16 protein-coding genes and 1 tRNA gene are annotated in these 26,054 nt (G+C 36.8%); 4 read left to right on the forward strand and 13 right to left on the reverse strand.

All coding sequences use genetic code 11. The features are described 5' to 3' along the window. Positions 1-43: 43 nt before the first annotated feature. A complete protein-coding gene (locus DMP02_RS06285) occupies positions 44-1,537 on the reverse strand; it encodes an efflux transporter outer membrane subunit (RefSeq protein ID WP_126323290.1) in 1,494 nt (497 codons plus the stop codon). A gap of 291 nt (positions 1,538-1,828) precedes the next feature. Here DMP02_RS06285 and DMP02_RS06290 point away from each other — a divergent pair, with 291 nt between their 5' ends. After that, entirely contained in the window at positions 1,829-2,734 is a 906-nt protein-coding gene (locus DMP02_RS06290) for a DMT family transporter (RefSeq protein ID WP_126323291.1), read from the forward strand. 45 nt (positions 2,735-2,779) lie between these two features. Here the strand turns inward: DMP02_RS06290 and DMP02_RS06295 are convergent, their stop codons facing one another. The 3 genes from DMP02_RS06295 to DMP02_RS06305 are packed head-to-tail and all read right to left on the reverse strand — an operon-like array spanning position 2,780 to position 7,162. Continuing rightward, positions 2,780-3,583 carry a hypothetical protein gene (locus tag DMP02_RS06295; RefSeq protein WP_126323292.1) on the reverse strand — a complete coding sequence of 268 codons (804 nt, stop codon included), beginning with the start codon at positions 3,581-3,583 and terminating at the stop codon, positions 2,780-2,782. A 47-nt stretch (positions 3,584-3,630) separates the two neighbouring features. Beyond that, positions 3,631-6,270, reverse strand: coding sequence for an aminopeptidase N (pepN, locus tag DMP02_RS06300; RefSeq protein WP_126323293.1), 2,640 nt, complete (start codon positions 6,268-6,270; stop codon positions 3,631-3,633). A 13-nt stretch (positions 6,271-6,283) separates the two neighbouring features. Next, entirely contained in the window at positions 6,284-7,162 is an 879-nt protein-coding gene (locus tag DMP02_RS06305; protein WP_145985133.1) for a DMT family transporter, read from the reverse strand. A 194-nt stretch (positions 7,163-7,356) separates the two neighbouring features. Here DMP02_RS06305 and dapB point away from each other — a divergent pair, with 194 nt between their 5' ends. From dapB to DMP02_RS06320, 3 genes are all read left to right on the forward strand, one after another. Next, entirely contained in the window at positions 7,357-8,091 is a 735-nt protein-coding gene (gene dapB / locus DMP02_RS06310; protein WP_126323295.1) for a 4-hydroxy-tetrahydrodipicolinate reductase, read from the forward strand. Beyond that, positions 8,088-8,726, forward strand: coding sequence for a 16S rRNA (guanine(527)-N(7))-methyltransferase RsmG (gene rsmG / locus DMP02_RS06315; protein ID WP_126323296.1), 639 nt, complete (start codon positions 8,088-8,090; stop codon positions 8,724-8,726). The genes dapB and rsmG overlap by 4 nt, the downstream gene beginning before the upstream one ends. 148 nt (positions 8,727-8,874) lie before the next feature. Next, a tRNA-Arg gene (locus DMP02_RS06320) sits at positions 8,875-8,951 on the forward strand. 260 nt (positions 8,952-9,211) lie between these two features. On the opposite strand, the gene DMP02_RS07555 is transcribed toward DMP02_RS06320, so the two are convergent. The 9 genes from DMP02_RS07555 to DMP02_RS06365 form a co-directional block, all read right to left on the reverse strand. After that, on the reverse strand, positions 9,212-9,376 hold the full coding sequence (locus tag DMP02_RS07555) for a transposase family protein (RefSeq protein WP_126323297.1): 165 nt from the start codon (positions 9,374-9,376) through the stop codon (positions 9,212-9,214). A gap of 53 nt (positions 9,377-9,429) precedes the next feature. Continuing rightward, complete coding sequence (locus DMP02_RS06330; RefSeq protein ID WP_172593999.1) at positions 9,430-15,375, reverse strand: pentapeptide repeat-containing protein; 5,946 nt, start codon at positions 15,373-15,375, stop codon at positions 9,430-9,432. A 26-nt stretch (positions 15,376-15,401) separates the two neighbouring features. Continuing rightward, positions 15,402-16,763, reverse strand: a complete 1,362-nt coding sequence (locus tag DMP02_RS06335) for a pentapeptide repeat-containing protein (protein WP_126323299.1) — start codon at positions 16,761-16,763, stop codon at positions 15,402-15,404. 75 nt (positions 16,764-16,838) lie between these two features. Further along, a complete protein-coding gene (locus DMP02_RS06340) occupies positions 16,839-17,369 on the reverse strand; it encodes a hypothetical protein (protein WP_126323300.1) in 531 nt (176 codons plus the stop codon). A 523-nt stretch (positions 17,370-17,892) separates the two neighbouring features. Then, positions 17,893-20,046: a hypothetical protein gene (locus DMP02_RS06345; RefSeq protein ID WP_172594000.1), complete on the reverse strand. Its 2,154-nt coding sequence runs from the start codon at positions 20,044-20,046 to the stop codon at positions 17,893-17,895. Then, positions 20,019-20,195: a hypothetical protein gene (locus DMP02_RS06350; protein WP_172594001.1), complete on the reverse strand. Its 177-nt coding sequence runs from the start codon at positions 20,193-20,195 to the stop codon at positions 20,019-20,021. The genes DMP02_RS06345 and DMP02_RS06350 overlap by 28 nt, the downstream gene beginning before the upstream one ends. A gap of 2 nt (positions 20,196-20,197) precedes the next feature. Then, positions 20,198-21,994: a hypothetical protein gene (locus DMP02_RS06355; protein ID WP_126323303.1), complete on the reverse strand. Its 1,797-nt coding sequence runs from the start codon at positions 21,992-21,994 to the stop codon at positions 20,198-20,200. Then, the gene (locus DMP02_RS06360; protein ID WP_126323304.1) at positions 21,991-25,167 is read right to left on the reverse strand and encodes a pentapeptide repeat-containing protein; all 3,177 of its coding nucleotides are present in this window, start codon (positions 25,165-25,167) and stop codon (positions 21,991-21,993) included. Before DMP02_RS06360 ends, DMP02_RS06355 begins: the two co-directional genes overlap by 4 nt. Beyond that, complete coding sequence (locus DMP02_RS06365) at positions 25,161-26,006, reverse strand: hypothetical protein (protein ID WP_126323305.1); 846 nt, start codon at positions 26,004-26,006, stop codon at positions 25,161-25,163. Before DMP02_RS06365 ends, DMP02_RS06360 begins: the two co-directional genes overlap by 7 nt. Between the last annotated feature and the right edge of the window lie 48 nt (positions 26,007-26,054).

Raw genomic sequence — 26,054 nt, forward strand, 5'->3', positions numbered from 1 at the left:
GGCGGCGTCCAACAACAAAATAAAACAAAAGACGAAGGCTTTTTTAGCAATTCCACCATCCACCTCCCAATGCCTGATATAATGCCGCCGTATCTGTATAACGACTGGCTTGTGCTTGAATAAGGCTAATACGCGTTTGCTGATATTGCCGCTGTGCATCTAATAAAGAAAGATAATTAATGCCGCCTAATTTAAACTGTTGACGTGTTAAATTTAAATTAGCACGTGCCGCTAACTCTGCCTGTTTTTGTGCGCGTAACTCGCGCGCATCTGCTTCTAAGGCACGTAATGTATCCGCTACGTTTTGAAACGCTTGCAGTACCACTTGCTGATACTGTGCCGCGGCTTGATCATAAGCAGCAAACGCAGCACGACGTTGTGCTATTAAAGTACCTCCTCTAAATAACGGTTGCAGTAATCCACTTCCTATACTCCATAACTTACTTTGTGAAGCAAAAAGTCGATTCCCTACGGAATTTGATTCTCCATAAGTACCATTAATCGAAAATTGCGGATATAAATTAGCCGTGGCAACACCTACTTGTGCATTAGCCGCCTTCCATAAGGCTTCGGCAGCACGTACATCGGGTCGATGACGAACTAATGCCGAAGGAATATTTAAAGGAAGCTGTGTGGGTAACCTTAATTCACTTAAATCAATGTTGGGAATACGGCTACAGCTAGGGAATGAACCTACTAAAACAGCTAATGCGTTGCGTGTCTGTTCTTTACTTTTTTCTAATGGCGGCAATGTCGCACGTGTCTGTGCAACCTGTGTTTGCTGTTGTAATACCTCCACGCCGGAAACACCACCTAATTCGAATTGCTGCTTAATAATTTTCAACTGTTCTTCCTGCTCTAAAATCAATCGTTTGGTAACGCTAATTTGTGTTTGCAAAGATGCTAACGCGATGGTTGAAGTAACGATATTTCCTGTCAGACTTAAATAGGCAGCTTTCCATTCATAATCTTGATAATCAACTTGTGCTTTTAATGCTTCTATCTCACGTCGTGTCCCACCAAAAATATCAAGTAAATAAGAAACATTCACTGAAGCATTAAAAAGATTAAATACACTTCCCAAGGGCGTATTACTGGCTGTTACCGTACTATCTGCTGTATTTGAATTAAAAACTCCTGTACTGGACCCACGCTGAGCGGAAAGTTGTGCGGTGAATGCGGGATATAAATTACCTATACCGGCATTAAGATTTTCTTCTGCCTCTCTCAATACTGCTTTTGCTGCTATTAAATTAGGACTATTGGAAAGTCCTCTACAAACCAATTTGTTTAATTTTTTTGAATGAAATGAACGCCACCATTGGGGTGGAACATTAGCGCCACAAATAAAATGTTGTGATGCGCCCGCATGCCCTTGCGTGCTTACCGTTCTATGTAACCAAGGTGATTCTGTATAATGTTTTACTTGAGGCGCTTCAGCGGGCTTGAAATCAGGCCCTACCAGGCAAGCATTAAGACTAGCTAATAGCAAAATAATGATGAACGCTTGACAAGCGGACTTGTAAGAAAAGTACATGGCTTGTACAACCTATCTCCTAGGATAAAACTTTAGTCCGATTCCTTCAGCTTCTTTGCCCGATATCAGCACGCACTAACTTTATATTTCTTACATTGATGATAGTCGATATTTTCAGGAACTTAGCGATTTAAGCAGCACACCTAGAGTATCAACGCTATATAGAGTCTGACTATAAAAGAAACATTTAATTCACTATTTAACCAATACTATGCTTTAATTACCAGGAGAAAACTTGCCCTTTTAGGCCTATTCTAATAATAAACAGGAAGAAATTTTTAGGGGTCATGTATGTCTATAGAGACAACGTCCACGATTGGTTCTGAAAAAAAACGTAAGTTTGCCATGTTTTATTTAATAATAGGTGCCGTAGCCATCGGTTTTGCCCCTATCTTTGTTCGTTTAAGCGAAGTAGGGCCTATTGCCACGGCATTCTGGCGAGTTGCTATTGCCTTTCCTATTTTAACTTTGCTTTCCTTGGGCCAAGGCTCAACCTATCCTACTGATGCAGAAGTACCCAATTTTAAAGATTATTTATGGATATTATTTGCAGGTATTTTATTTGGTGGTGATTTAGCCACCTGGCATTTATCTATTCAATATACGACCATTGCTAATTCAACATTACTGGCTAACTTCTCCCCTGTACTTATCGCTTTATGGGGATGGGCGGTATTACATAAACCGCCACAAAAAAAATTAGTCATTGGTTTATTATTCGCTATTGTAGGTGTCGCTATTTTAATCAGCCCTCACTTACATATGGATAAACGCACTGCCGCTGGTGACGGATTGGCTTTCATCACTGCATTTTTCTATGCGGGTTATTTGTTAGTGCTCAACCGCTCGCGTAAGAAATTTACAGCTGCTACCAGTATGGCAATTTCTACTTTTTCCAGCATGTTAACACTGCTTATTATCACTTACTTTTCTGGCGAATCTTTCTTGCCGCACACGGGAATGGCCTGGATCATTTTAATTGCATTGGCATTGTTTTCTCACATACTCGGCCAAGGTCTTATTGCTTATGCCTTACCATATCTTCCAGTTACTTTTGCTTCAACCGCTTTATTAGTACAACCTATGGTTGCCGCTATGGCCGGATGGCTTTTGTTTTCAGAATACCTATCCTTAATCCAAATGTCAGGCATTCTGATCGCTTTAGTCGGTATTTTTTTAGCGAAGCAAACTACTTAAATAATTTCTAAACTAAACACTAAGTGTTTAGCAAGCTGTTATAGATTATTTATAACACACCCTATCCCTATCATATAAGCTATCCCCTACATTATTATTTGTCGCCTCTCGAACTGGCAAGGCATTGCCATTGAAGAATAGCGAAGAATAAGGCGGAGGGTAAAGTGAAGGTTGAGTAGCAGGTTCCTCACTTATCTGAAACCCTCCCACGCTATTAATTTTTTCACTCGCCGTTACTTCGTTTGTTTCTCTCGCCTTAGACTCATTGATCAGTGAAATAAGATCGCTTTCAAGGCATTTTTCAAGCCCTCCTAGCTGTTCATTGAATAAAGGTATACTTTCTATACCCTGTTTTACAAAATAAGTACCAACAAACGAAAAAAAAGCAGCTGCAAAAAATAAGGCCAAAGGCAATACACTGGGAGAAAGACAGAGAAAGGGTAATAAAACCGCTGTAATAATAATATAATTGAATAGAATAGAGATAAAACCTACACACCCTGACTGTCCAACCGCACTCTTTATTTTATCCATTCTACAATAGGTCGTATACTTCCCTAAAGACTCTAATAATCCAAAATTTTCGGGATTTTTTTCTAAACAAGCTAAGGACTCTCTAACTAATCCTAATTTACAATTAGTATATTTGGACAATGCCTTTTCATTTAATTCTATGCATATTACCGCCACACGTCCTATTTGTTGTATCTGTTTTATTTCTGGTATTGTTAGCCTGAAATCTCTTAATCTACTATTAATATCAAATATAAAACGTGGCAGAAAAAGCATCAACCGCTTTTCATGATATTCTGCAAATATATATTCCTTTTTCTCTTTGTTTAAATCCATTGTAATAATCCCTCTATTAAGTAGTCTAACATCCTATCCGGTTAATATTAACCCACTAAACTTTTACTGGCAATTTCATAAACATCCGGTGAAACACCGGTCGTTTTAACAATACATTCTAATTGTTCACGCATTAATTCACGCCGCGTCTTATCAAATCGCTGCCAGCGGGTCAGCGGCCGCAACAATCGTGCAGCTATCTGAGGATTTAATTTATCCAAATGTTGTATTTGTTCACTTAAAAAAACATAACCCCCACCTGAAATCTGATGAAATTGCGCTTGATTTCCTGTACAAAACGCACCAATCAGTGATCTAATTTTATTAGGATTTTTCCAATCGAAAGCAGGATGTTTTAATAAATCTTTAACATGCTGCAATGTATCACCCAACGGCGCATATGCCTGTATCGCAAGCCATTTGCAGACAATTAATGTATTAGTTTTGTATTTTTCATAAAAATCATTTAAAAACTGTGCACTTTCAGACACATTATTATTTACTAATTCACTCAAAGCACTCACACTGTCGGTTATATTATCAGCTTTTTGATATTGTGAAATAGCCAGATTGTTAATAGCCGTATCCTTTAATAGCATTAAATAATTTAAACAGGTATTTTTTACACGACGCTGCGCTTGTGCTGTTTCATTAAACGTATAGGGTTTAAAATCTTGATAGGTCTTATAAAGTTTTAATAATTGAACACGCAAATCATGCGCAATTTTTTCACGCAACCAGAGACGGGTGTTATGTATGCCATCTACATCAACTACTTTCATTTGCTCTGAAAAATAAGCTTCGCTTGGTAAATTCAATAATTCCGCAAATAAAGCATTATTTTCTTTGGTAATATTCGTCAATAATCCTTGATAGGACTCGATCAATAAATTAGCTGATTCATCAGATGCCGATGGCTGCTCAAGTCGGCGCATGACGATACGGTTCGCCAATTGCTGAACCGCATCCCAGCGATTAAAATAATCACTATCGTTCTGCATCAAAAAGGCTAAATCTTTATCGCTATACGCTACATAAAGCTTTACCGGTGCTGAAAAATTTCTTAGCAAGGAAGGTACTGGTTTGCTGTCAATATTAACAAACTGGAAATGCTGCTCTGTTTCTTTGATAGTTAATACACGTTGTTTATCAACAACCTGCGATTCTCCTGTTAGTTGTAAAGCGAATGCTTGGCCTTCTGCATCGAGTAAAGCCATTGCTAAAGGAAGATAAAAAGGTTTTTTGGTAAGCTGATTCGGCGTAGGCGGACAGCTTTGCTTAACGATTAAATCAAATGTTTTTGCTTCCGGTTTATAATGATATTCAATATATAATTCTGGTGTCCCTGATTGTTTATACCATAAACGAAATTGCTGCAAATCATAGCCACTACCTTCTTCAATAGATTGAATAAAGTCTTCGATCGTCACGGCTTGTCCATCATGGCGTTCAAAATAAATATCCATGCCTTTACGGAATAATTCAGGCCCCACCAATACTTTCATCATACGAATCACTTCAGCACCTTTTTCATAGATCGTCATCGTATAAAAATTATTGATTTCAATATAAGAATCAGGCTGTACTGGATGTGCCAAAGGACCTGCATCTTCTGAAAACTGCAAGCTGCGTAGTAATTTTACCGTATTAATTCGCTCAATAGCGGCTGACCCAATCGTCTCACTAAATTCCTGCTCACGAAAAACAGTTAAACCTTCTTTAAGACTTAATTGAAACCAATCTCGGCAGGTAATTCTATCCCCTGTCCAATTATGAAAATATTCGTGCCCTACCACCTTGGTTACATAACTATAATCTGAATCTGTCGCGCTCTCCGGATCCGCCAAAACTGTTTGCGAGTTAAAAATATTAAGTCCTTTATTTTCCATCGCTCCCATATTGAAATCATCAATAACAGCGATCATAAAAATATCTAAATCATATTCACGCCCATACGCTTGTTCATCCCACGCCATTGCCTTTTTCAGCGAATCCATGGCGTGATAACATTTTTCTTTTTGACCTTTTTCAAAAAATATTTGTAAGGTCACTTTACGCGCTGATTTAGTAACAAATTTATCTTGAATAAACTCTAGATTTCCTGCTACCAATGCAAATAAATAACTGGGCTTTTTAAAAGGATCTTTCCAAGTAACCGAATGTTGATTATTAGCTAATTCCTTGGTCGAAATTTTATTTCCATTAGACAGTAACACGGGATATCGTGTTTTATCCGCAACAATCGTTGTCGTGTAAGAAGCCAAAACATCAGGTCGATCGAGAAAATAGGTAATACGCCGAAATCCCTCTGCCTCACATTGCGTACAAAAAATACTTCGTGAGACATAAAGTCCACTTAGGGAAGTATTTGCACTAGGTTTAATCTGTGTTTCTAGATTTAAACTAAATTCACGGGGAACCTTATCAATCGTTAATTCTGTGGCACTAAATTTATATTCATTTTCGGATAAAAGACGATCATTCAGCTTAATAGAAATTAATTCTAATTGCTCGCCATTCAAAATTAATGGGCTCGATTGTTCTTCTGCATCAGAATTACGTGAAATCGTTAAATGTGAACTAACCTTAGTTGAGGTTTCATCCAATAAAAAACATAAGTCAACCGTTTTAATCAAAAAATCAGGGGGTGTATAATCACGTAAAAATGTCGTTTTAGCTTCTGTCATAAATTTTCACTGCTCATTTTATAGGTACATTTGATTCGCGTATTAAACTAACTAAACTGGGTAACACTAAACTAAATAAAAGCAGCATTCCCCCATAAATCGTTGTCTTAGAAAGCAATTCACGATTAATCAAAAATCCAAATATACTTGCAAATACAGGCTCTAAAGCAAATATCAATGCCGCTTTTGGGGCACTGCTAAACTTCTGATATTTATTTTGTAGATAATAAGCAAGGCTGGTTGCAAAAATAGCGCAAAATAAAATCCCAATTAAGGCTTTAGGTTGAAAAGCAAAAGAAAAATTATGCCCTTCGGCTAATAAAGCCACAAAAGGTATTGTGAAAAAAAGTTGGTAAAACGCTAACAACTTATAATGCTCTGTTGTTTGGGTCAATCGCTGTAGATAAGTAATTTGTAAAGAAAAACTCAAGGCACCTGCAAAAACCCATAGATCACCGTTACTTAAATGAAAATGGCTCATGCCAGTTAAGACATACAGGCCTAAAAAACCTATTAATGCGCACACCCTATCTAAACCAGTGGGTTTATTTAATCCAAACAATGGCGCTAAAAAAGGCACCAAAATAACACTCGCACCGGTAATAAAAGCAGCGCGTGCTGAATTAACGGTTTCTAAACCAATCGTCTGGCAAAGGTAAGCCGCCGCATTAAGCATGCCAATAATAAGACTACCTAAAAGTACAGGCTTTGTCGTTTTATAAAATAAGTTATAAGCCATCGGCAATAAAATTAAGGTAGCTATCACAAAGCGTAAGCTAACGAATACAAAGGGATCGACCTCTGTTAATGCATTTCGAGTCACGGGGAAAGTAACACCCCACATCAGGGTTGCTAAGACTAAATAGAGATTGGCTTTGCTAGATAATTTCATAAAATAGAGTATAGTCACTCCTTATCGCTGCAACAATAGACCCTTATATACTCACAGCAATGGGATTTTCGGCAAGGCGCCGTGATAATGAGCGGCCGCAGTGTATTCATCATACATGAGGATTGCGAGTTGAGCGGGAACGCCGCCGAAAATTCTAGTGCGAAAAATATAAATTAACTTAAGGAGAACTTGGTGTGTCCATTCACGTGCTTGTTAATGGCGCCTCAGGGCGTATGGGAAAAACCGCTGTCATGGCTATTCGCCAAGATAGTACATTTGAATTGGCAGGCGAAACAGATAGCACGGATGATCTCAAACAAGCTATTCATACCAATCGCGCCGATGTTGTTGTTGACTTCACCAATGCCTCCGTCGTATTTGAAAATTCAAAAACAATTATTGAGCAAGGGGCTCATCCTGTTATTGGCACCAGCGGACTTCTTCCGGATCAAATTAAAGAACTACAAGAAATATGCACTAAAAAACAGTTAGGGGGCATTATTGCACCTAATTTCTGTATTTCAGCACTATTAATGATGCGATTTGCTGAACAGGCCGCGCAGTATTTTTCAGAGGTTGAAATTATCGAAACCCATCATGAAAAAAAACTCGATGCACCTTCCGGTACGGCCATAAAAACAGCTGAAATGATCGCTGGCGCAAGAAAAACAAATCCACAGCCTAAAAAAATACATGAAACATTAGCTGGTGCGCGGGGCGCGTGCAAAGATAAAATCCCTATCCATTCATTACGACTTCCAGGTTTTTTAGCAAAACAAGAAGTTATATTTGGTCATCTGGGGGGCAATCTGGTTATTGCGCATGAAACGATTGATCGAGAAGCCTTTATGCCAGGTGTATTACTAGCCTGTAAAAAAGTCATGGCTTTAAAAAAATTAATTTACGGATTAGAATCGCTGCTTATATGATGAATGCTGCTCAATTACACACCAATTTGCAAAAGCAATTAACACAAAACCATCTGACATTCAGCGAGCCTGTCGTTGCTAAACTGACGGATTACCTATTGTTACTTGAGAAATGGGGGCAAGTTTATAACTTGACCAGCATACGCGACCCTAACCTAATGATTCCAAAACACATATTAGATAGTCTTTCCATTAGCCCTTACTTACAAGGGACTCGTGTGCTGGATGTTGGAACAGGCGCGGGTTTACCAGGCATTCCCTTAGCATTAACACATCCCAACTGTCATTTCACATTATTGGATAGTAATGGGAAAAAAACCCGATTTATTACCCATGTGATACAAAAATTAGCGATTTCTAATATCGATATTATACAAACGCGTGTGGAACAATTTCAGACAAACATTTGTTTTGATTCCATCATTACCCGCGCCTTTACCTCTTTAACTGATTTTTTAAAAAAAACCCAACATCTAGCCTGTCAAAAAGGGATTTTTTTATCTATGAAAGGCCAATACCCCACTGAAGAAATCAATCAATTAGATGCTACGTTTTCTGTTATGTCCGTGAACCCCATTCAGATCCACGGACTCAATGAAAAACGCCATGTTATTGTAATAAAATTACAGCCTTAATGTTTGGAGCTCGTGTGGGTTACTTGCTGCATTTTGCTTGGACACCAAAGCCCAATTTTAGATTCTCGGTATGGATATCAAATTACGGTGCAGAGGGCCTAGCTGGATGAATAGCAAACTGTTAGAATGCGGAGCCTTTCGGGATCATGCGCTCGTAGCTCAGCTGGATAGAGTACCAGGCTTCGAACCTGGGTGTCGGGGGTTCGAGTCCCTCCGAGCGCACCAGTAAAATCAAGCACTTACACTATTTTCGAACCAATCTAAGAAATCCCTTGCGCGACCTTGATTTTCTATCCTATTGTTAGGCATTCTTAGCAATGAGGTCTTTTGATCCATAACGAACCCAATCAACAAAGCACTTTTCAAAAATTTCAGGGTCCAGAGCCCTAAAAAATCTCCTCAAGGTATCATCGATAGAAGCTCACTGCTTATACGGAAAATATTTCCTGAAATAAGACAGTTTTGTTTTACCAAATAGTTCTAAATCATTCCAAATAACCCGCGACCATTCCACAAAAAGCTATTAAAAGCAGCTCTTCTACACAATAACGTTTGTTTCTTGCTATTCGGTGGTCCGGAATCTCTTTGAAAAAATCAATGAATCCTTCTAGCTTATTTTGCATCTCAAGCCTCTTCTCTTTCTCGGCCATGATAGCTTACTACTTTTTTATAACCTCTCTATACCCCTTACTCTTTTAACTTTTTATATGAGGTGGCCCTGGGCTGTTGCTTTGATAATGCCGTTGCTGAGTGTTTTTTCCATCGCTGTCTCCAAACAAACCGGGTTAGAAAAAAATAAACTTTTGAAGGATACGGCAACACAAGTAAACGGACTTAAACCTTTATTTTGTTTAAGTTTTTTTTCTTTTTTTATATAGCTGGTTTCTTCAGCTTCAAATAAAAAACTTTCTTTTAGCTTTAAAATGAATAGTTTTCTTTTTAACGATTCAATAGAATTCGACAAATCTTTAATAAAGTTATTAATAAGCTTATTTATACTTTGTAAAGAGGCCTGTTGAAAAATCTTTTTGCTTAGATCCGCTTGCAACTGGATAAATAAATGTTCTTCTTCCTCTATTTTATTTAAATAAAAATTAGGTAGACTGACTTTTATTTTTTCTACTATCATGAGTGCTTTAACCGTTGATTCAAAATAACTTAAGCCGGTTTGTTCACGGGCAACGTAAAATTTTCTGCCGGTCTGTCTAAAAAATAAAGTACTAACTAATTGTAATCCCCCTAAAAAATCCCATTCGGCAGTCGCACGTAGACTACGTTTTTCTCTACTTGTTGTGTTTAACCCTACTGGACTGCTAGAATTAGTATTAGTGAGAATCTGTTGTTTATCCACTAAAACGATATCTAAATAAGAAAGTAGTGAATTAAGTAATTCAGGTCGCTGTCCAGTAAAAAAAGACGCTAAAATTTGTATTGTTCTTTCAGGTCTATTCGTTCTACTAGCATGCATTTTTTTTAAAAAAAATGTAATTCTTTCTTTAGGCAAAAATGGAAAACAAGCGGAAACTTTTTCAAAAGAGTTTGTGTTTAAGTATCCCAGCTGAAAGCGTAAAAATAAAATATCCAGTAATAAATAACTATTTTTAGGCAAACGTAAGCTTTGCAACGGCTCGCTAGCATGAAATTTCACATAATTTTGCACAAATTCTTTTAAATCAAATTGATTTTTAAATAGCAAACAATCCGATATGGCGTCAACCTGACTCAACAAACCTTGGCTTGCAACAAGCACCGTAAACTCAGTGACTAAATTTTTATCATAGTGATCGAGTATTTGCCTTAGGTAATAAGCCAATATTTTTTCATTGATATAAATTTGCAACGCTTGAATATCCGAAAAGGAATATTTATCTAAATTATCAAATACAAGCTGATTAGCTTGTCTAAATTTTATCCGTGAAATTCGATGCGAAGGTTCTTGCCAGTTCTTGATAATCAGCACAGCATTCGCTGAGTTAAAATAAAAATATAAGTCATTTTCAACAGATTTTACTTCGACATAGCTTGATACCAAATTTAGTTGCACAACACCTAACTGATACTTTTTTTCGTTAATAGAATGACTCGTTTCATGCGTGGAATCTAACCAGCGTTGATTATGGTATATCTCAACTAATTTATCCTCAGAAAAATCAAGCCAATAAGATTTAATTAACTGCGTATACGTATTTTGTAGGAACTGCTGATAGTCAATACTCCATTTTGACAACTCATTTAAATTCAAATAGTCCAAATAGCTTGCATCAGAAAAATAAATCTGTAAATCCTTCCAGCTTTTATCGAAAAGAAAGAAATCACTAAAAAAAATGATAAATTTTTCATACGCTAAGACAAGATCAAACTTTTCCCTATAAAAACTCGTACTATTTAATGGAGCTTCTATAACGACATGTGCATGCTTAACCATTTGCGCTTTATCTATTATGACAGGCATTTGACTATAGACCGAATGATAGTAAGGGATTAAACGTGAATAGAGCCTATTCACTTCCGGATACCATAAATTTTTCTGACTATCCAGGATAGCGAAGTGCTGATAACAAGGTGCTTTAAAATAATCTAGCACATGAATTTTGCATGAACTCATTTCCCGATCGGGAATAAGTAGCAAATCATCTTGTCTTCTTTCTACTTGAATAGTTTCTATAGCAATAGGTAATGTAATAATATCTAGATTATTATCTATCGCATTGTTGTCAATAAAATATGAACCATTGTGTTGTAACGATTCGATATCCATACTATAAATATCGGCGCCGGCTTTTCCTTGAGCAAAACTAATCTTTTTATTTAGAGGAATAATATCGGCTTGCTGTGTTGCAAAAATATAGACAGACTCTACAGCCAAAGTTATACTATTTTTCACTTTAAGAATATTATAGACTCTATATTGAGGCTTACTTTTCAATATCAATTGAGATTGATTAAGGATGGCCTGTCTATCTTGCAAGGTCGTTTCAGCGTGTAGACTAAAATGAGCGATCTCAATAAACGCTTCTTTCTCGGTCGCTTCCTTTTCCTTGAAAAAACCTTCTAATTGTTCCAATAATTCAACCTGAATGATATTTTTATATTTATCGACAAAATTAAAAATAGACGTTTGGTTTTCTAATAAATAATTATTTATCTCTAAATGAAATGACTGTTGTTTACTGGGTTCAATATGCGACTCTGATGCAATAGAAACCTCAAAAATCAATTTATTTTCTCGAGGATAATACCGTAACTGAGAAAGCTCTTGCAAAATAGCGCTATCGCTAAAAATCAAGTAAACTTGTGGCGCACTGATAAATAAAGAAGTCGTACCTAAACTCGGTTTAACGTAATAAATAATTTCTTGAGAAAATTGCCCCTCCACCTGCATATATCCACTAAGCACAACGCGAGTGCAAGCTTCGATCCGATCCGGATAAATCGCTGTACCTCCACCACTTTCCACCTGTAAATTAGTTTCCGTCGATTGGCAACTGATATAATCGGTTCTGCCCGTACGGCCAATAAAATAATTAAGTTCCTCTACAAATACGGTATTTTCACGATATTCCAACATAAAACGAGTCGGCGATTGCTGAAACTGTTGAATCACAAATTGATTTGCCGCTTCTTCCATGAGCCCAAACGCTAGAAAATAGGGTTTAATATAAAAAAATAAACTACCTACAAGTTGGCGACTATCCAAGATATTGAGTGCATTTCTTCCAGAACGAATTTCACCATTAAAACGCATATCCAATAAAAAAAATAAATTGCTTGTATCATCGGCGGCAAATAAAGTCGTATTACCGAGGTGATTCACTAGAAAAATATTTTCCCAAAAAGAGCTTGCATGAATAACTCCAGTTTTTATGTTATTTAACATAATATGCATGCAAGGCTTGGTATTGTTTTTAATAACCCTGCTTTCAGCCAGGGTCAAAACAGCTGCATTTTCGCAATAAAATCCATACTGTTTCTCATTATGATAACGCTGTTCAGGAATGCCTTGATAAGCAGGCTGACAAATGATTTCTCCATCCAGCTCAGTGATATCCGGTACAACATTATCAGGATACTGCCATTGCTTGTGACGCAAATCGATAACCGTCTTTTCATCGTTTTCTAAACCAAACGCACACGCGTTACTCATACCATCCTGCAAATAACGCATTTGTAGATAATCCCAGGCCTGTTTAGCCATCGCCTTGTATTTATCAAATTGAGTACGAACTAAAGAGACATCCTGAGGCACTGGCTGTGCGACAGCACCATGCCAAAATAAACGAAATTTTTGATCCGCGCTTAATGGGTAGGCTTTATATTCTATCACAGCACTGCTACCACTATACGTAACACTGACGATAATAATCAGTACAGCAGCAGCAACACCCACACCGGTAGAAGCTGAAGTAGCCGCTAAACTGCCGGTCATTATTAAGGATCCACCTGAAATAGCAATCGAAGCAATGCTATCGCGCCATGCTTTACTGCCATACTCAGCTTGGCTTAATTCAATGGAGCCTAATACCATACCCAACACATCAAAAAAGCTCCCCGGCAATACAGCAAAGGTGCGTAACATCGGTTTACCAAAACGTAACTGTTTGAGTTTATCCGGTGCTAATTTGAGTAATTTAGCCTCTAATAGCGGGGAAAAAAACGACAAAGTAATTTCACCGGTATTTAACAGCACTCCCACCGTATCTCGCTGCCAAGCCGCATTACCGAGAAAATAAACACTGCTAAGCCATTGAAAAGATACACTGGCACGTATTAAATTTTTAATAAGCGGCTTGCTTTTTATTATTCCCTTTTCACCCAGTAGTGATAATATTTCATCACGCTCTTGGTTTAGTAGCGCTAAAGGCCCATTCTGCGAATCAATATCATTATGAGCAAAATAGCCACCGGAACTCGAAAGCTTAGCTTGTAACTGATAAATTTTATTTCTAAGCGGTTGACTGCCAACTAATAAAATTTTTTTACTCAGCTTAAGCAGGCTAATAAATAGCGCTTGCCTGGTATAATCACGCCTAAACACACTTAAACAACGCTTTGCTCTTAAACTAAGACGATTATTTTTGATTAAATCGCTTAGCATTTCCGAGCTTATTTTTAATTCCGCATCAATTAAATAGCCTGGACCTTGTATCGTTTGTGGATAAAACTGCGCACCTAGATCATAGAGTTGAACGCGTGTATAACTTTCCCCCTCCAACATCAGTGGTCCCATGGATTTGTCCTGCCTTGCTAAACGCGTGCGTTCAGACTCTAGCGCTTGGGTAAAAAATAGCGGAAGCGAGGCAATGTGTTGTTTAAAATTGATTTTTTCTACTAAAAATGAATGATTAACCAGCGCATAACTAGAAATAATTTTTTTAAAAAAAATTGATAATTCAGAAAGCGAAGTCAGCTGCCTAGCCCATACCGAATTCGTGTCAAAAACACTGTAATAAGTATCTTTTCTATACACCGCAATCACGTGATTTTTTAAAACCAAATGATAAAAAAAATCTCCTAATGTTTCTTGCATAAGCTGCGTAAATGTATGAAAGTTTCTCCTGCCCACTACCTCACTGACCTCGTCCGGCAAACTACGTTCATTCAAGTTTACACCTTGCTCTAAACTCACTAAGGCACGATCGAAGGCATGTAAATCAGCGACCTCTCGGCGGCTGAGTTCACCTAAATTAAGGTAGCGTTGATAAAGCTCGCTGCTAATTTGTAAATTCTTTAGAAAAATTTCATGAAAATTTTGCTGATACGCGATTGAAAATGCGTAGGTAATCGCGACGCAGCGACCATCCACGGCAACGTGTGCTTGTCCATAAGCCGGCAAATACCACCCTTGTTGTACTGTTTGTAGCTTTATGCTTGAATCCTTTGCTTGAGTCAGTTTAAGTAATTTAATAAAAATGTCTTGTTTAGATTGCAAAGACTGGATGTTTCGTGCTTCGGAGTGTATTTGCTCACCTGACAATGAAGTGCTTAGCGGTGCATGACGTAATTGCTGTTTATAACCTAACAAGCTAAGCTGCTTAAAATCTATTTCTGTCAATTCTACCGCTGCGAAATTAATATTTTGCATTTGGCAAGCTTTAAAGTTAACAATGGATAATTTAATTTGCTTAAAAGTCGCGTAATTTAAATTGCAAGTATCAAACTTAAGGCGTGATAATCTTTCCCACTGGTCATGCGACAAACGTCGTATCCCATTACCAAAAAAAGCATTAGAAAAATCACACGCTTTAAATTCAATATTGATGACAGAAACAAAGTTAGCCTCGGAAAAATCTAGTCCCGTCAGCTGCATTGGAGAAAATGGATTGGTATAACGTAAATCTAATATGCAATGACTAAAATCATGTACACCGGCATTAACAAACACCATAAAATTCTCTAAGTTAAGCTGTGCCCCTCGTATTTTAGTTTCAGCATTGATAAGTGAATTGGATAAAAGACTCGTTGTTAATCGTGCATAACTCAAATCAGCGCTCTGTAAGGAAGCGCCCGCTAGATTAGTCGCACGTAAATCGGCATGGACCAAACGTGCTTCTTTAAACGAAGCACCGAAAAAATTTAAATTTTGCAAATTAACCCGCTCGAAATTAGCTTGAGAAAAATCACAGTTGATAAATGAAACGCCATTTACCAAAGCAAGACGTTGAAAATTAACTTCTCTTAAGTCACAATGCGAAAAAATTTTATCCAGTTTTTTTCCTTGACAGCTTGAAAAGAACTGCTAGAAAAAACAGCCCCTCTCACATCAACCTCTGAAAAACTAGGGCTATAAAATAAAACTTTTCTTAAATCTGTATGCAGAAAAGAAACTTTTTCTAACTTATTAAAAAAAGCAACATTATCTAGTCGCGCTTCGTCAAACTGACAGTCTAAAATACTGGCAGAAAACGTTGCTTCGCGTAAATCAGCACCTGAAAAATCCAAATGATGGAGATAGATAACGGGATAAATTTTAGGAAATTCTATTTTTTTAAAAAAATAAAACTGCTTTGCCAATAAGGTCCTAAAAAAATCGCTGGTCATGCCGCTTATTTCATGTATATTTACTAATCCGGTTAAACTCGTTAAATCTTTTGCAATCAGTGTATATTTTTCTACGCTTTTAAAAGCAGTCATTAAGCTTTCTTGCACTAAACTGCGAATCGTTTTATCGCCCACTGCTTTAATAAAATCAAGCTGCATCGCCTCGGGTAAATGGCCGAGCAAACTCACTAAAGGGCGAGCGTCCTTTAATTTTTTGACAAAATCAATAATACGTGTTTGATCCACCCATTGCCAAATAACTTGCTTATTCGTCGGATGCATCACCGCAAGCAATTGATTTAAATCCGTTAAGTAACTAATAAAATAATCTAATTTTGGCTTAGCAAAATTATTCTTTAAAAAAATCTCTAACGCGAGTAATGCATTTTTTTGTCCTAAAAAACTAACCAGTCTAATACGTTGCTGTTCGATGCTTATCCAACTTAGCAGTATGCAGCCTGAAAACATACGATATTCATTTCCATCATTCTTTATTTTTCGGCTCGCTTCCACCACTAACCAGGAGCGCTGTAATAAACGTTCGCTGACCGTAATCAATAAAGCCTCCGCACTGCGTAGGGTTCCATCATTAAAAGAAAAAATTTCTTCTAACTGAAAGCCTTTATCACTACCCAACAAATTGAGTTGATTCAGAATACGCTCTTTTTGCTGAATAAAACTAGAACTGGTTTCTATAATATTTAGAAATGTCTGATGAAATTGAGTTGAAAAAAAATAGGTCAATTCAAATGGAGTCAGTTTTTCATATAAGGCATGCATATAATCATTCACAATCAGTGTTTTTTTATATAAATCCATTGTTTTAAACAGTCTTATACCTGGATCCGATATGACATCAATAGGAAGACCTTCTAATCTTGCTTGCGTTAATAAATAGCGATTTGCATGAATTTCAATTTCCACTGGACTATATTCAATCAATTGACAGAGTAATACTTGATAACTTGGCCAAATACCCAACGGAGAATTAGCAGCCACTTCCTGCGCCAGACCCGTTATGTATAAACGTAACCACTGTTTAGGCTGATTGGCTGTACTTAAATGCTCTTGCAGTTACAAGGCCGTCATTTGAATTCGGGTAAAACAGCCATCGGCACAATGCAATAAGCCTTCGTCAGATAAAAGATTAATCATCATTAATCGACGTAGCTCGGGATCAATATCTGTATTCTGAATCAGCACTGCAATAATCTCGAGATTTTTTTTACCATCGCTATATAAAATGATTCTTCTATTCGAATAAAAATCACTTTTAAGTCGATCTAAAAAAATAGAAAGACTTTCCTTGGCTGAAAAACCATCGACATTATCCGGTAACAGTATATTTTCTTTCTCCACCCAGGTAATCATTGCTGCCAGCGTTGTTTCTAACTCTTGTTTAAACTGCTCAAATTCAGGTGAGGTTAAAAATACTTCGAATTCTTGTTGGTTTTTTTTACCCAGATAATAAACAGGAAGTTTATTTTTGGAATAATGATAGAGATTGGATTGTATTGATAATTGCAATAATATTTGTGTTTTTTGCAGCGTACTGTCGCTGGCAACAGATAAAATTTTTTTACCTAACAAGGGGTTTAGCGGCATAATAGTCCTTAGAATGTGTCTTCAAATGCACGATGACGGTCAAAAAAGTAAGTAGTCGTCCCTGAAAAACTCCTTTAGCCGTCATGGCGAGGCTGGAACTTTGTTTCGACCGTAGCAATCCAGGAAAAAACTAGTCTTTTCACTGGATTGCCGCGTCCCGCACCTATCTTAAGCATGTTCAATAACAGAAGTAACTCATACAACTGTCATACTTTCTGTGAAGATAGGTGCGGGACTCGCAATGACAAACGGTTCCTCCATCCGCCTTAGTAAACCGAGCAAGTTTAATAAGGCGCCTCTTTACTGGCAACTTCAATATATAAATGACGGGCGGACGCATTCGTTTTTCGGTTAACTCGAACTTTGGTTTTTGGATTCGTTTTGCAAGCTTTCTCCCTATCTCGTTTCAAAGCTTGCAAAAGCTTATCCCATAAAATCAACTTTGTTACTTCTTTTATAGCGCTTTATCATTTTTCAGGGTCGACTAAGTACCCAGTTGCCACCCCTCACGAAAGGCTTAAATTTACAGTTGAAAAGACCGAAAATAATGTGTCTCATTTGAAATTAAGGGAATAAGCTGTTCTAAAAAATCATTAAACAAAACCCGCGGGTTTATTTCATCTACCTGTGCCATTAGTTTGCTCATATCGCGCTGCATACAGAGAAAAAATTCGTCCTGATCTAAAATAAACCTGAGTAAAGCAGAATCATGTATAATTTCAGCTAAATAGCTACGGAAACGGTCTACAATCACTAAAGCACTTTGTAATGCTTCGTTTTCATCAGGCGGGCTAGCCATTTCTCTATAGTAACGAAATCCTTTATAACGAAATAAAGTCAGTGTGAATAACTGCAGCACGTCTTGAAATAGGCTTACACCATGTGCCGCATTAAAATAAACAGGCGCAATTTTTTTCGGAATTTTCTCGTTTGCTTGACTATTCGAAAAAAAACCATGTCTTAACCATAAATAAAAAGAGTGTCCTTGTTCTAAAAACCAAGAGGATGGGTTTCGCATTCGATTCGCTTGCGAAGCAACTGGCGGAAACTTTATTTCACGAAAAAAATCCCTGTTCTTTATGGATCGTTTAAAATGGCGTGTACTGTTAAATTGTGTTTCTTGGATAGGAGTCGGTAAATTAAGTTGTTGACAAAATTTAGCAGTCAAATTATCCATTTCATTTTCTGTCCATTCTACTATCGCTATACAAGTTTGATCTGCGCCTAAATCTAAGTGGTTATTTACTAAATTTCTAATCGCTTGAATGCTTGCTTGCGGAAATAAATAAAAACAATTGCTGAGAACGCTTAAAACTATTTCATTGCTTATCGCACGAGCGATGAGTAAAACGCTTATACGAATTAACGCTGAATAGTTTTCTTCAATGAAATATTGGAGCAAATCCTCGCCTGTCATTGAAGCAATTGATACCGTCACAAATTGCGAAAGTTTCGTATTGGAAGTGAATCCTAAGCATTCACTCAGTAAATTCTGTTTCTTCGCCAATCCTGCCGAAGCAAGCAGTAAAATGAGTGCGTTAACTAATTGACTATCCTGCTGCGCTAAATAACCATCTAATTTAGATGATAAAATTCCTTGATTAAGTCGTTGTTCAAGTTTTTTATACTCTGTCAACTGAAAATGCTCTATTCCAAATAGCGTAACCGGAAATTCATGCAAAAAATGTATACGCGCTATGCGGTGAATAGGATTATGCCAATTTTTAATAGTTAATAATGCTTCTTTTTGGCGAAAAAATAGCATCAAATCATTATTGTCCACACTGAGCTTGATTTGTTCCGGAAAAAAATCAAGCTCAAGGACGGCAGTTTGTCTTTCATCCGGATCTAAAGTAACACTATCATTTTGATGCTGAGGGCCTAAGAATTTTTGATTATGATAAATCAATTTTTTTTCTTGAAAATTTAATGTAATTAAATAAAATTTAATTTCATTTTCCTGAAACACGCTGATTTCATCTTGATAGTCAAGACTTAGCTCAGCCAATGCCAATATATCGTTATAAACTAGATAAACGTCATCTTTTCGGAAATAAATAGTAAAGGATGGCCAAGTAATTTTTTCAGAAAAATAATCTTTAAATTTGATTGAAAATTCTAGCTGATTTTCAGCCACTGACTCGATCAGTAGGAGATCCTGCTGCTGACGGTAAAAAAAGATGCGTTCTGAATGGGCTGCTAAAACAATAAGCGCATTATTAACTAAACTCTCGGCTACTATATTAAAAAATGATTGTTTTTCTGTTGAAAAATAATAAGGATAAAATTGCAGTGTTTCCGTCTCTGCTCGATATAAAGGAAGCCATAAATAATCCTCTGTATGCTTTGTTTTTAAGGAAAAATGTTGGTATTGTCCATGCTTAAAAAAATCTTCTACCTGCACCGTTAAGCTATTAGCGATTTGTGATGTTACTATGGATAAGTTTATGCGTAAATTGTCTATATTCTTAGCTAACGTAATAGCATTATAGTCTAAATTAACCTCAAAAATATCCATAAGGTCATCTATTGCGTAATTATTAATTATTATCGTCAGGTTGTTTCGTTGAGTAAATTCATTAATATCTAAGGAATAAACATCCTGACCTTCTCCTGCACTGGCATAGTAGGTATCAGGATTTAACATTATCACATCGTCTTCTTGACTACCAAACATATAAATTTTTTTTCTGTTCCTACATGGCTAGCCTGAATTAATCCATAGACTCTAAAATTAGCATTTACCACCGCAATGCTTGCATACCATTGTGTTATTTCTAATGGGGTTTGCAAAGGTGTCGTATTTTGCAAACAGAACAACGACACCGTCAGATTTGTTTCGGGTGTTGTGGGTAAAATAATTCTTGCTTGAATTTCACTGTGAAATTTATCCAAGATAACAAAGCCGTTAAATAATGCTGTAGCTCTACGGTAAAAGGAGCGGTATTATTTTTATCCGCTTGCGACTGTACAACCCAAATTAATTGATTATTATCTATTTGATAGTGAATAGAGTCAGTCTCCATTAAGAGTGCGCTGTGTTCAAATATTAAAAAAATACGCGGGGCACCGATATAGAAACGTGCATAGCCTGGTAAACGTGTATCCACATGATAATAAGCGGCTTCACTGAGATTGCCGCGGATATCTACATGACCGGATACAACAGCGCGCTGACAAGCCACCAGTATATCCGGACGATGTGCCGATTGCCCGCCTTGTGTATCCAGTATGCGTAACTGAGGCTGCTGACGACAATCAATCCAATCGGTATTTTTTATCATCCCACGATAATAGTTAATTGCGTCCGTTGTAATCGCAGTCGGTGTATCTTGGGTAAAAAAGAAATCTGTGTTAATAAATTTTTGATATAGGGTTGCATAAAATGCATCTGTCATCGTCGAAAAAAGAATAAGTTTTTTTCCAATAAAAACCGTAAGTTCCGTTAGCAATCCCGATAAATCCAACATATTTTTAGCCGAAAGACCACCATATATGGAGCCATAAAAGGTTTTATCATATAAAAGAAAAAAATTATTGGTAAAGTTACCGCCGTATAACTTGGTTGTTCCGGTTTGATTAATAAAAAAAACATTTTCCCAGGCCGAAGTCCCATAAATAACGCCCCCTGTTATCAGATCTAAATCGATATAAACACGCGGATAATCTTCACAGACCAGAGAAGGAAAATTTTCATCTTGTTGCTCAAGACTGATATTTTGTGCCTGATACCAGGGAAAAGACGTATTATAAAACCATGCTAAGCGCCGCTCATCAGTAAGCCCTAAACCGTTATAGCATGTAAAACCCTGGCGAATTATGGGTTGCTCCTGACAATGAAGACGCGCTTCATCACAGGTAGGCAAACAAACATGGCGCGTGAACGAACTGGGCACGTCTGGTAATATTTTTTCTAAATGATTCGCTGTATAATAACGTAAATCAATATAGGCCTGGTCCGGCATCAGCCGTGGCTCTTCAATTTCTGGATTGGTAGGCTGCACAAAATAGGCCGCCCAGACCGGAAAATAAGCATAAACTCTACGGGTTTGAGTGGGCACAATTGATTTTCTAATGATTTCGATTTTTCCCAGGCCCGTAATATAAGCAATAGTATTTTGGCTATGACGTTGTAGATTATTCCAGCTATAGTCTGCTAAACGATTAAGAAAATCTTTTTTAGTTTTAATCACTTCAACATCCGCAGGCGCCGCTTGCGAAGCGACCCCATGCCAAAACACACGAAATTTTTGTTCCAAACTTAAGGGATAATTTTGGTATTCTATTAATAAACTCGCACCAGCATACGATAATTCAGCGAAAATAAAAACAACGGCTGTTACTCCTCCTGTGACTCTTAAAGAAGTACGCGCCACTTGTGTGAGCATTGGACTTAGAGAGCGTACGGTTAATACCGAGGAAACGCTGATCGAGCTGCTAGATAAAACAAGCGAAGCAAAACTATCACGCCAAGTTTTATCGTTTATCTCTGCTTGCGTTAATGCCGTGGCGCTTAAAGCAAGCGAAAGAATATCAAAAATACTGCTAGGAATAACTAGCACGCTGCTTTGTAATACACGTCCTGGTAAATAACGCGCCTGTTTCGGAGAAAATGATTGAATCATTTTTTTTCAAGCAAAGGAGAAATAAACAAAGAAAACCCAAGCTCCGATCCACCCAACAAAAATCCGCTGACATCTTGCTGATACAAACTATTAATGAGTTGATAACTACTGCGTGTGATTTGGAAGGTATTAAGCCAGCGTGAAAATCGACTGTCTGGATTAGGCTCAGTTAAGCGAGCCTGTTCTTTAGATAAAAAATTGATAAACTCTGTTTCGCTAGCAGGCAATAAATCATCTAAAGCTTGTTGGCGTTTTAAATGGCTAAGATCGTCTGCTTGATTAAACCAAAATTTTAATATCCTCATCTTCGTTTGATCACGCTGACTACCCTCCGTAGGGATAGTCCGAAGTAGATGGGCAGCTGCCTGGAGACGTTTTTGATCGTTAAGTAAAAAATAATTATGTAAGCGTGTAAAAAAAACGTCTGCATGTAAGGCAAGTTGCCCACTCGCAAGATAACTTTGCAAAGCTTCACTGCTTAAGGACAGCTTAGCATGCAAACGCTGACTTGCACCGCGCAAACCTTCCGGATAAAAATACAATCCGGCATCATACAGCTCGAGACGGGTTAATGATTTGCCTTGTAAATGCAAACTTCCCTGTTCACTATCTTGTCGTTCCAGACGATGTCTTTCGCTTTCTATTTCCTGAGTTAAAAATAGTGGGCTAGCTAAATTTGCGTTATTAACCGAGAATTTTTCGACTAAAAATTTTATATCACCTTCTTTATTTTTAAAATAATAATCCTGCACATAGATAAACAAATCAGCTAAATTACTGACGTCTTGAATCCAAATTTGATTCACATCAAAAAATCCATATTTTCCTGCAAACGAATAAAATCCAAAAACGTGCGTTTCATCAACTAAATGTAAAAAGAAATCGTTTGGTAAATTTAAAATCAGTAGCGGTAATTCATTTAAACTTTTTCGCCAAGACATCTCGATGAGGTCCGCAGGTAAGCTATGTCCAGGCATCACCTGTTTATCTAAGCTATCCATAAAATAATTAAAATTAAGGACATCTTCTAATTCTTGGTGACTTAAATCCTGTTGGCCTCGCAAATAGAAATTACCTGCTACCTGTAAATTCTTTAAAAAAATATCTGCGGTATTTAAAGCAATGGCTTGTGATAAAGCACGGGTAATAGCAACGCAACGCCCAGCTACCTGGAAGTTTGCCTGCTGATAAGCAAGTAAATACCAATTTGGCTCAATAGAGACTAATTTTGCGCCAGGAATATAAACATTTTTCATTTTTAATAATTTTATATAATTCGACTGACGCTTTTTAGTCGCTTGTATTTGTTGTTCTTTGGCCGAATATAAATTTTTTTCTGAAGTAATAAGCTCATACCCTTTAATTTTATCGGCATAGCCTATACGCTGAAATTCTGCACAAGCAGCCTCATTCAATTTAATAGGGCCAAAATACCATCCTTCTGTCAACGAGCTTGCAAAGTTAAACTGTAGCATTTTTACATGATGAAAAGTGGATTCGCTCAGATCGCAGCGTTCAAAATCCGTTTGACTTAAAAGCCCCCACTCTTCTACACTCACCGACGTTAAATACTTACCAAATAAACAATGTTTAAAGCTGCAATCCTCAAAGATAATATTATGGATCGCATTAAATTTAGCTAATTCAAAATTAAGATTTTTTAAGCGCACAAGCTGATTTTTGTTGATTAAACTCAACTCTGCTTCACTAAAATCTTTAATACCTGCTTGCTCAAATTTTAAAAAAATGTTCCAATCTAAAATCGCACCTTGTACTTTGGTAAAGGAATCTATCTTGATCTTGTCTAAACTCGCACCCAATAAGTTAGCTTTACGCAAATTTGCTCCAGATAAATCTGCACCATCTAAAATGGCATACGTCAAGTCTGCCCCTTCTAAATTAGCCTTGGCAAAATTTACGCCGGATAAATTAATCCAACGTAAATCAACCCCCATTAAATTAGCTTGCGAAAAATCAAATTGATAGGGATGGTCAATCGATCTTAACGCTAATCTAAAATCGACTTCACGCAAATCAGCACCTAAAAAACTCCTGTTATATTTTTTCAATGTAATAAAAGACTGAGTGGAGAAACGTGCCTGAAAAAAATCCACTGCGAGTAATACTCCACGCGGTTCAAAACGTACCCGGCGTAAATCGACATAGCGAAATGAGATATGATCCATTGGCGATGAAAACGACACGTCAGTTAAATCTGCATGGTCAAATTTACAGTAACGTATGCTGGCTAAAAAGCTTGTATAGCGTAAATTGGCATAGGAAAAATCAATGTTTTGTAAATAAAGGATAGGAAATAGCTGATAAAATGTAAGACTATTAAAAGTTTTAAAGCCAGATTGGAGCAAGCTTTGTATTAATAATTGACTTCTATCTAAAAATTTTTTTTGATCTAAATACGGTAAAAAATGAGTTGAAAATCTCGGTGCGCTGCTTAGAAAATCAAATAGGCTGTGCGTTGAATATAAGCTACGCTGTATAAGTAGACGAATTTGCTCATAACCACAAAGGTCTATAAAAAATTTTTTTTCATTTTCATTAAATTCGTTAAAAATAAGTAAAAAAAATGTTGGCGATTTTAATTTAGCAACGAAATTCGTGATATGCATAGGGCTTACCCAACGCCATAGTTGCTGTCTTTCTGACGCGGGCACGCTAATTAATAAGTGATGAAAATCGACTAAGGAATAAATAAAATTATCGAGATAATAAGTATGAAAATAGTTGCTTAAAACAGGCTTTAAGCGCTGAAAGGGTGTTTCTTCTGTTTGAATAAAGTAAATTAAACGCTTACGTTCTCCTTCTAAACTGATCCAACTTAAACGAATTTCACGCGGATAAATTCTAAAATTTATCCCGATTTGTTTTTTATCGCCAATCATTGGCAATTCAAACCAATCCTTTTCAATAAAACGTTCAGACAAAGTAAGCATTAAATTTTCTTGAGCTTTCAATTGACCATCTTCCGGCGAAAATATTTCCTCCAATTTAAAATGTTTATCTAATCCAATCTGATCAAGCATAGCCATCGCTTTCGTAGTCTGATCAACAAAGCTCGCATCGCTTTGTTGATTCAATAATAAATCATGATAAATCTTCTCACTAAAATAACGTATTACCCCATACGGCGTTACTTCTCTGGCTAAACTCAGCACAAAACTTTTCGCAATTTCTCTGCGTTGTTGCGTAAAATTCTATTAAAAATAACGACATTACCATCAGTAGGAATATTGATCGGATAATCATATTGTTCAGCCAAATTTAACAAATAACGATTCGCATGAATCTCTGCCTCTTCTAATGCATAGCCACTTAATTTACACACCAGCGCCTGATAGGATAAGCGTATTTCGGGAAGTGATGTAGCGGCTACCTCATGCGCTACTTCTGTCACATAAGTACGTAGCCATTTGTTAGGAAAATTTTTCTGTTGGCGAAATGTTTCAAACTGATCAACCGCTGCTAATAAACGTGTATAACAACCGTCTGCACACTGCAACAAAGCATCATCTTCTAATAAATTTAGTATAATTTTTTTTCGTTGCTCTAAAGAAATAGTCTCATCTATTACACTTAACGCAATGATTTCTATAGCTTTTTTTCCATCTGCATATAAAACAGTTCTTCTATCGGAATAAAAATCACTTGTTAAACGACTACAAAAAATCTTTAGGCTATCCTCCGCTGTTATATTCGGTTCTCCATCTGAAAAACTGGATGAAACTTCTATTTGATTTTCTTTTATCCAATCAATAATAATTTGTATTGTTTTTGTTAGTTCTTCTTTTAAAATGGTAAATTGTTCTGTTTGCAAAAAATAATTTAATTCATAGTTTTTATTTTTCCCTAAATAATAGGCAGGCAATTTTCCTTCTGGATAAGCATATAATTTTGTACAAATTAACTGATTAAATTCCGTATTTCTTTGCTTAATGTCTTCTGTTGGAACGGATACACTGAAAAATTTAGCAGAAAATAGTTTATTTTTTATCATACGATTATTTTCCCTGTAATGACGACACGCCCTAGTACAGGGCTGACG

The organism is Candidatus Rickettsiella viridis (assembly GCF_003966755.1).
Classification (GTDB): domain Bacteria; phylum Pseudomonadota; class Gammaproteobacteria; order Diplorickettsiales; family Diplorickettsiaceae; genus Rickettsiella_B; species Rickettsiella_B viridis.

Coding starts and splice junctions, on each gene's coding strand:
- DMP02_RS06285 (WP_126323290.1), bottom strand. CDS start 1,537: ATGTACTTTTCTTACAAGTCCGCTTGTCAAGCGTTCATCATTATTTTG.
- DMP02_RS06290 (WP_126323291.1), top strand. CDS start 1,829: ATGTCTATAGAGACAACGTCCACGATTGGTTCTGAAAAAAAACGTAAG.
- DMP02_RS06295 (WP_126323292.1), bottom strand. CDS start 3,583: ATGGATTTAAACAAAGAGAAAAAGGAATATATATTTGCAGAATATCAT.
- pepN (WP_126323293.1), bottom strand. CDS start 6,270: ATGACAGAAGCTAAAACGACATTTTTACGTGATTATACACCCCCTGAT.
- DMP02_RS06305 (WP_145985133.1), bottom strand. CDS start 7,162: ATGAAATTATCTAGCAAAGCCAATCTCTATTTAGTCTTAGCAACCCTG.
- rsmG (WP_126323296.1), top strand. CDS start 8,088: ATGATGAATGCTGCTCAATTACACACCAATTTGCAAAAGCAATTAACA.
- DMP02_RS07555 (WP_126323297.1), bottom strand. CDS start 9,376: ATGGCCGAGAAAGAGAAGAGGCTTGAGATGCAAAATAAGCTAGAAGGA.
- DMP02_RS06340 (WP_126323300.1), bottom strand. CDS start 17,369: ATGCCGCTAAACCCCTTGTTAGGTAAAAAAATTTTATCTGTTGCCAGC.
- DMP02_RS06345 (WP_172594000.1), bottom strand. CDS start 20,046: ATGTTTGGTAGTCAAGAAGACGATGTGATAATGTTAAATCCTGATACC.
- DMP02_RS06355 (WP_126323303.1), bottom strand. CDS start 21,994: ATGATTCAATCATTTTCTCCGAAACAGGCGCGTTATTTACCAGGACGT.
- DMP02_RS06365 (WP_126323305.1), bottom strand. CDS start 26,006: ATGATAAAAAATAAACTATTTTCTGCTAAATTTTTCAGTGTATCCGTT.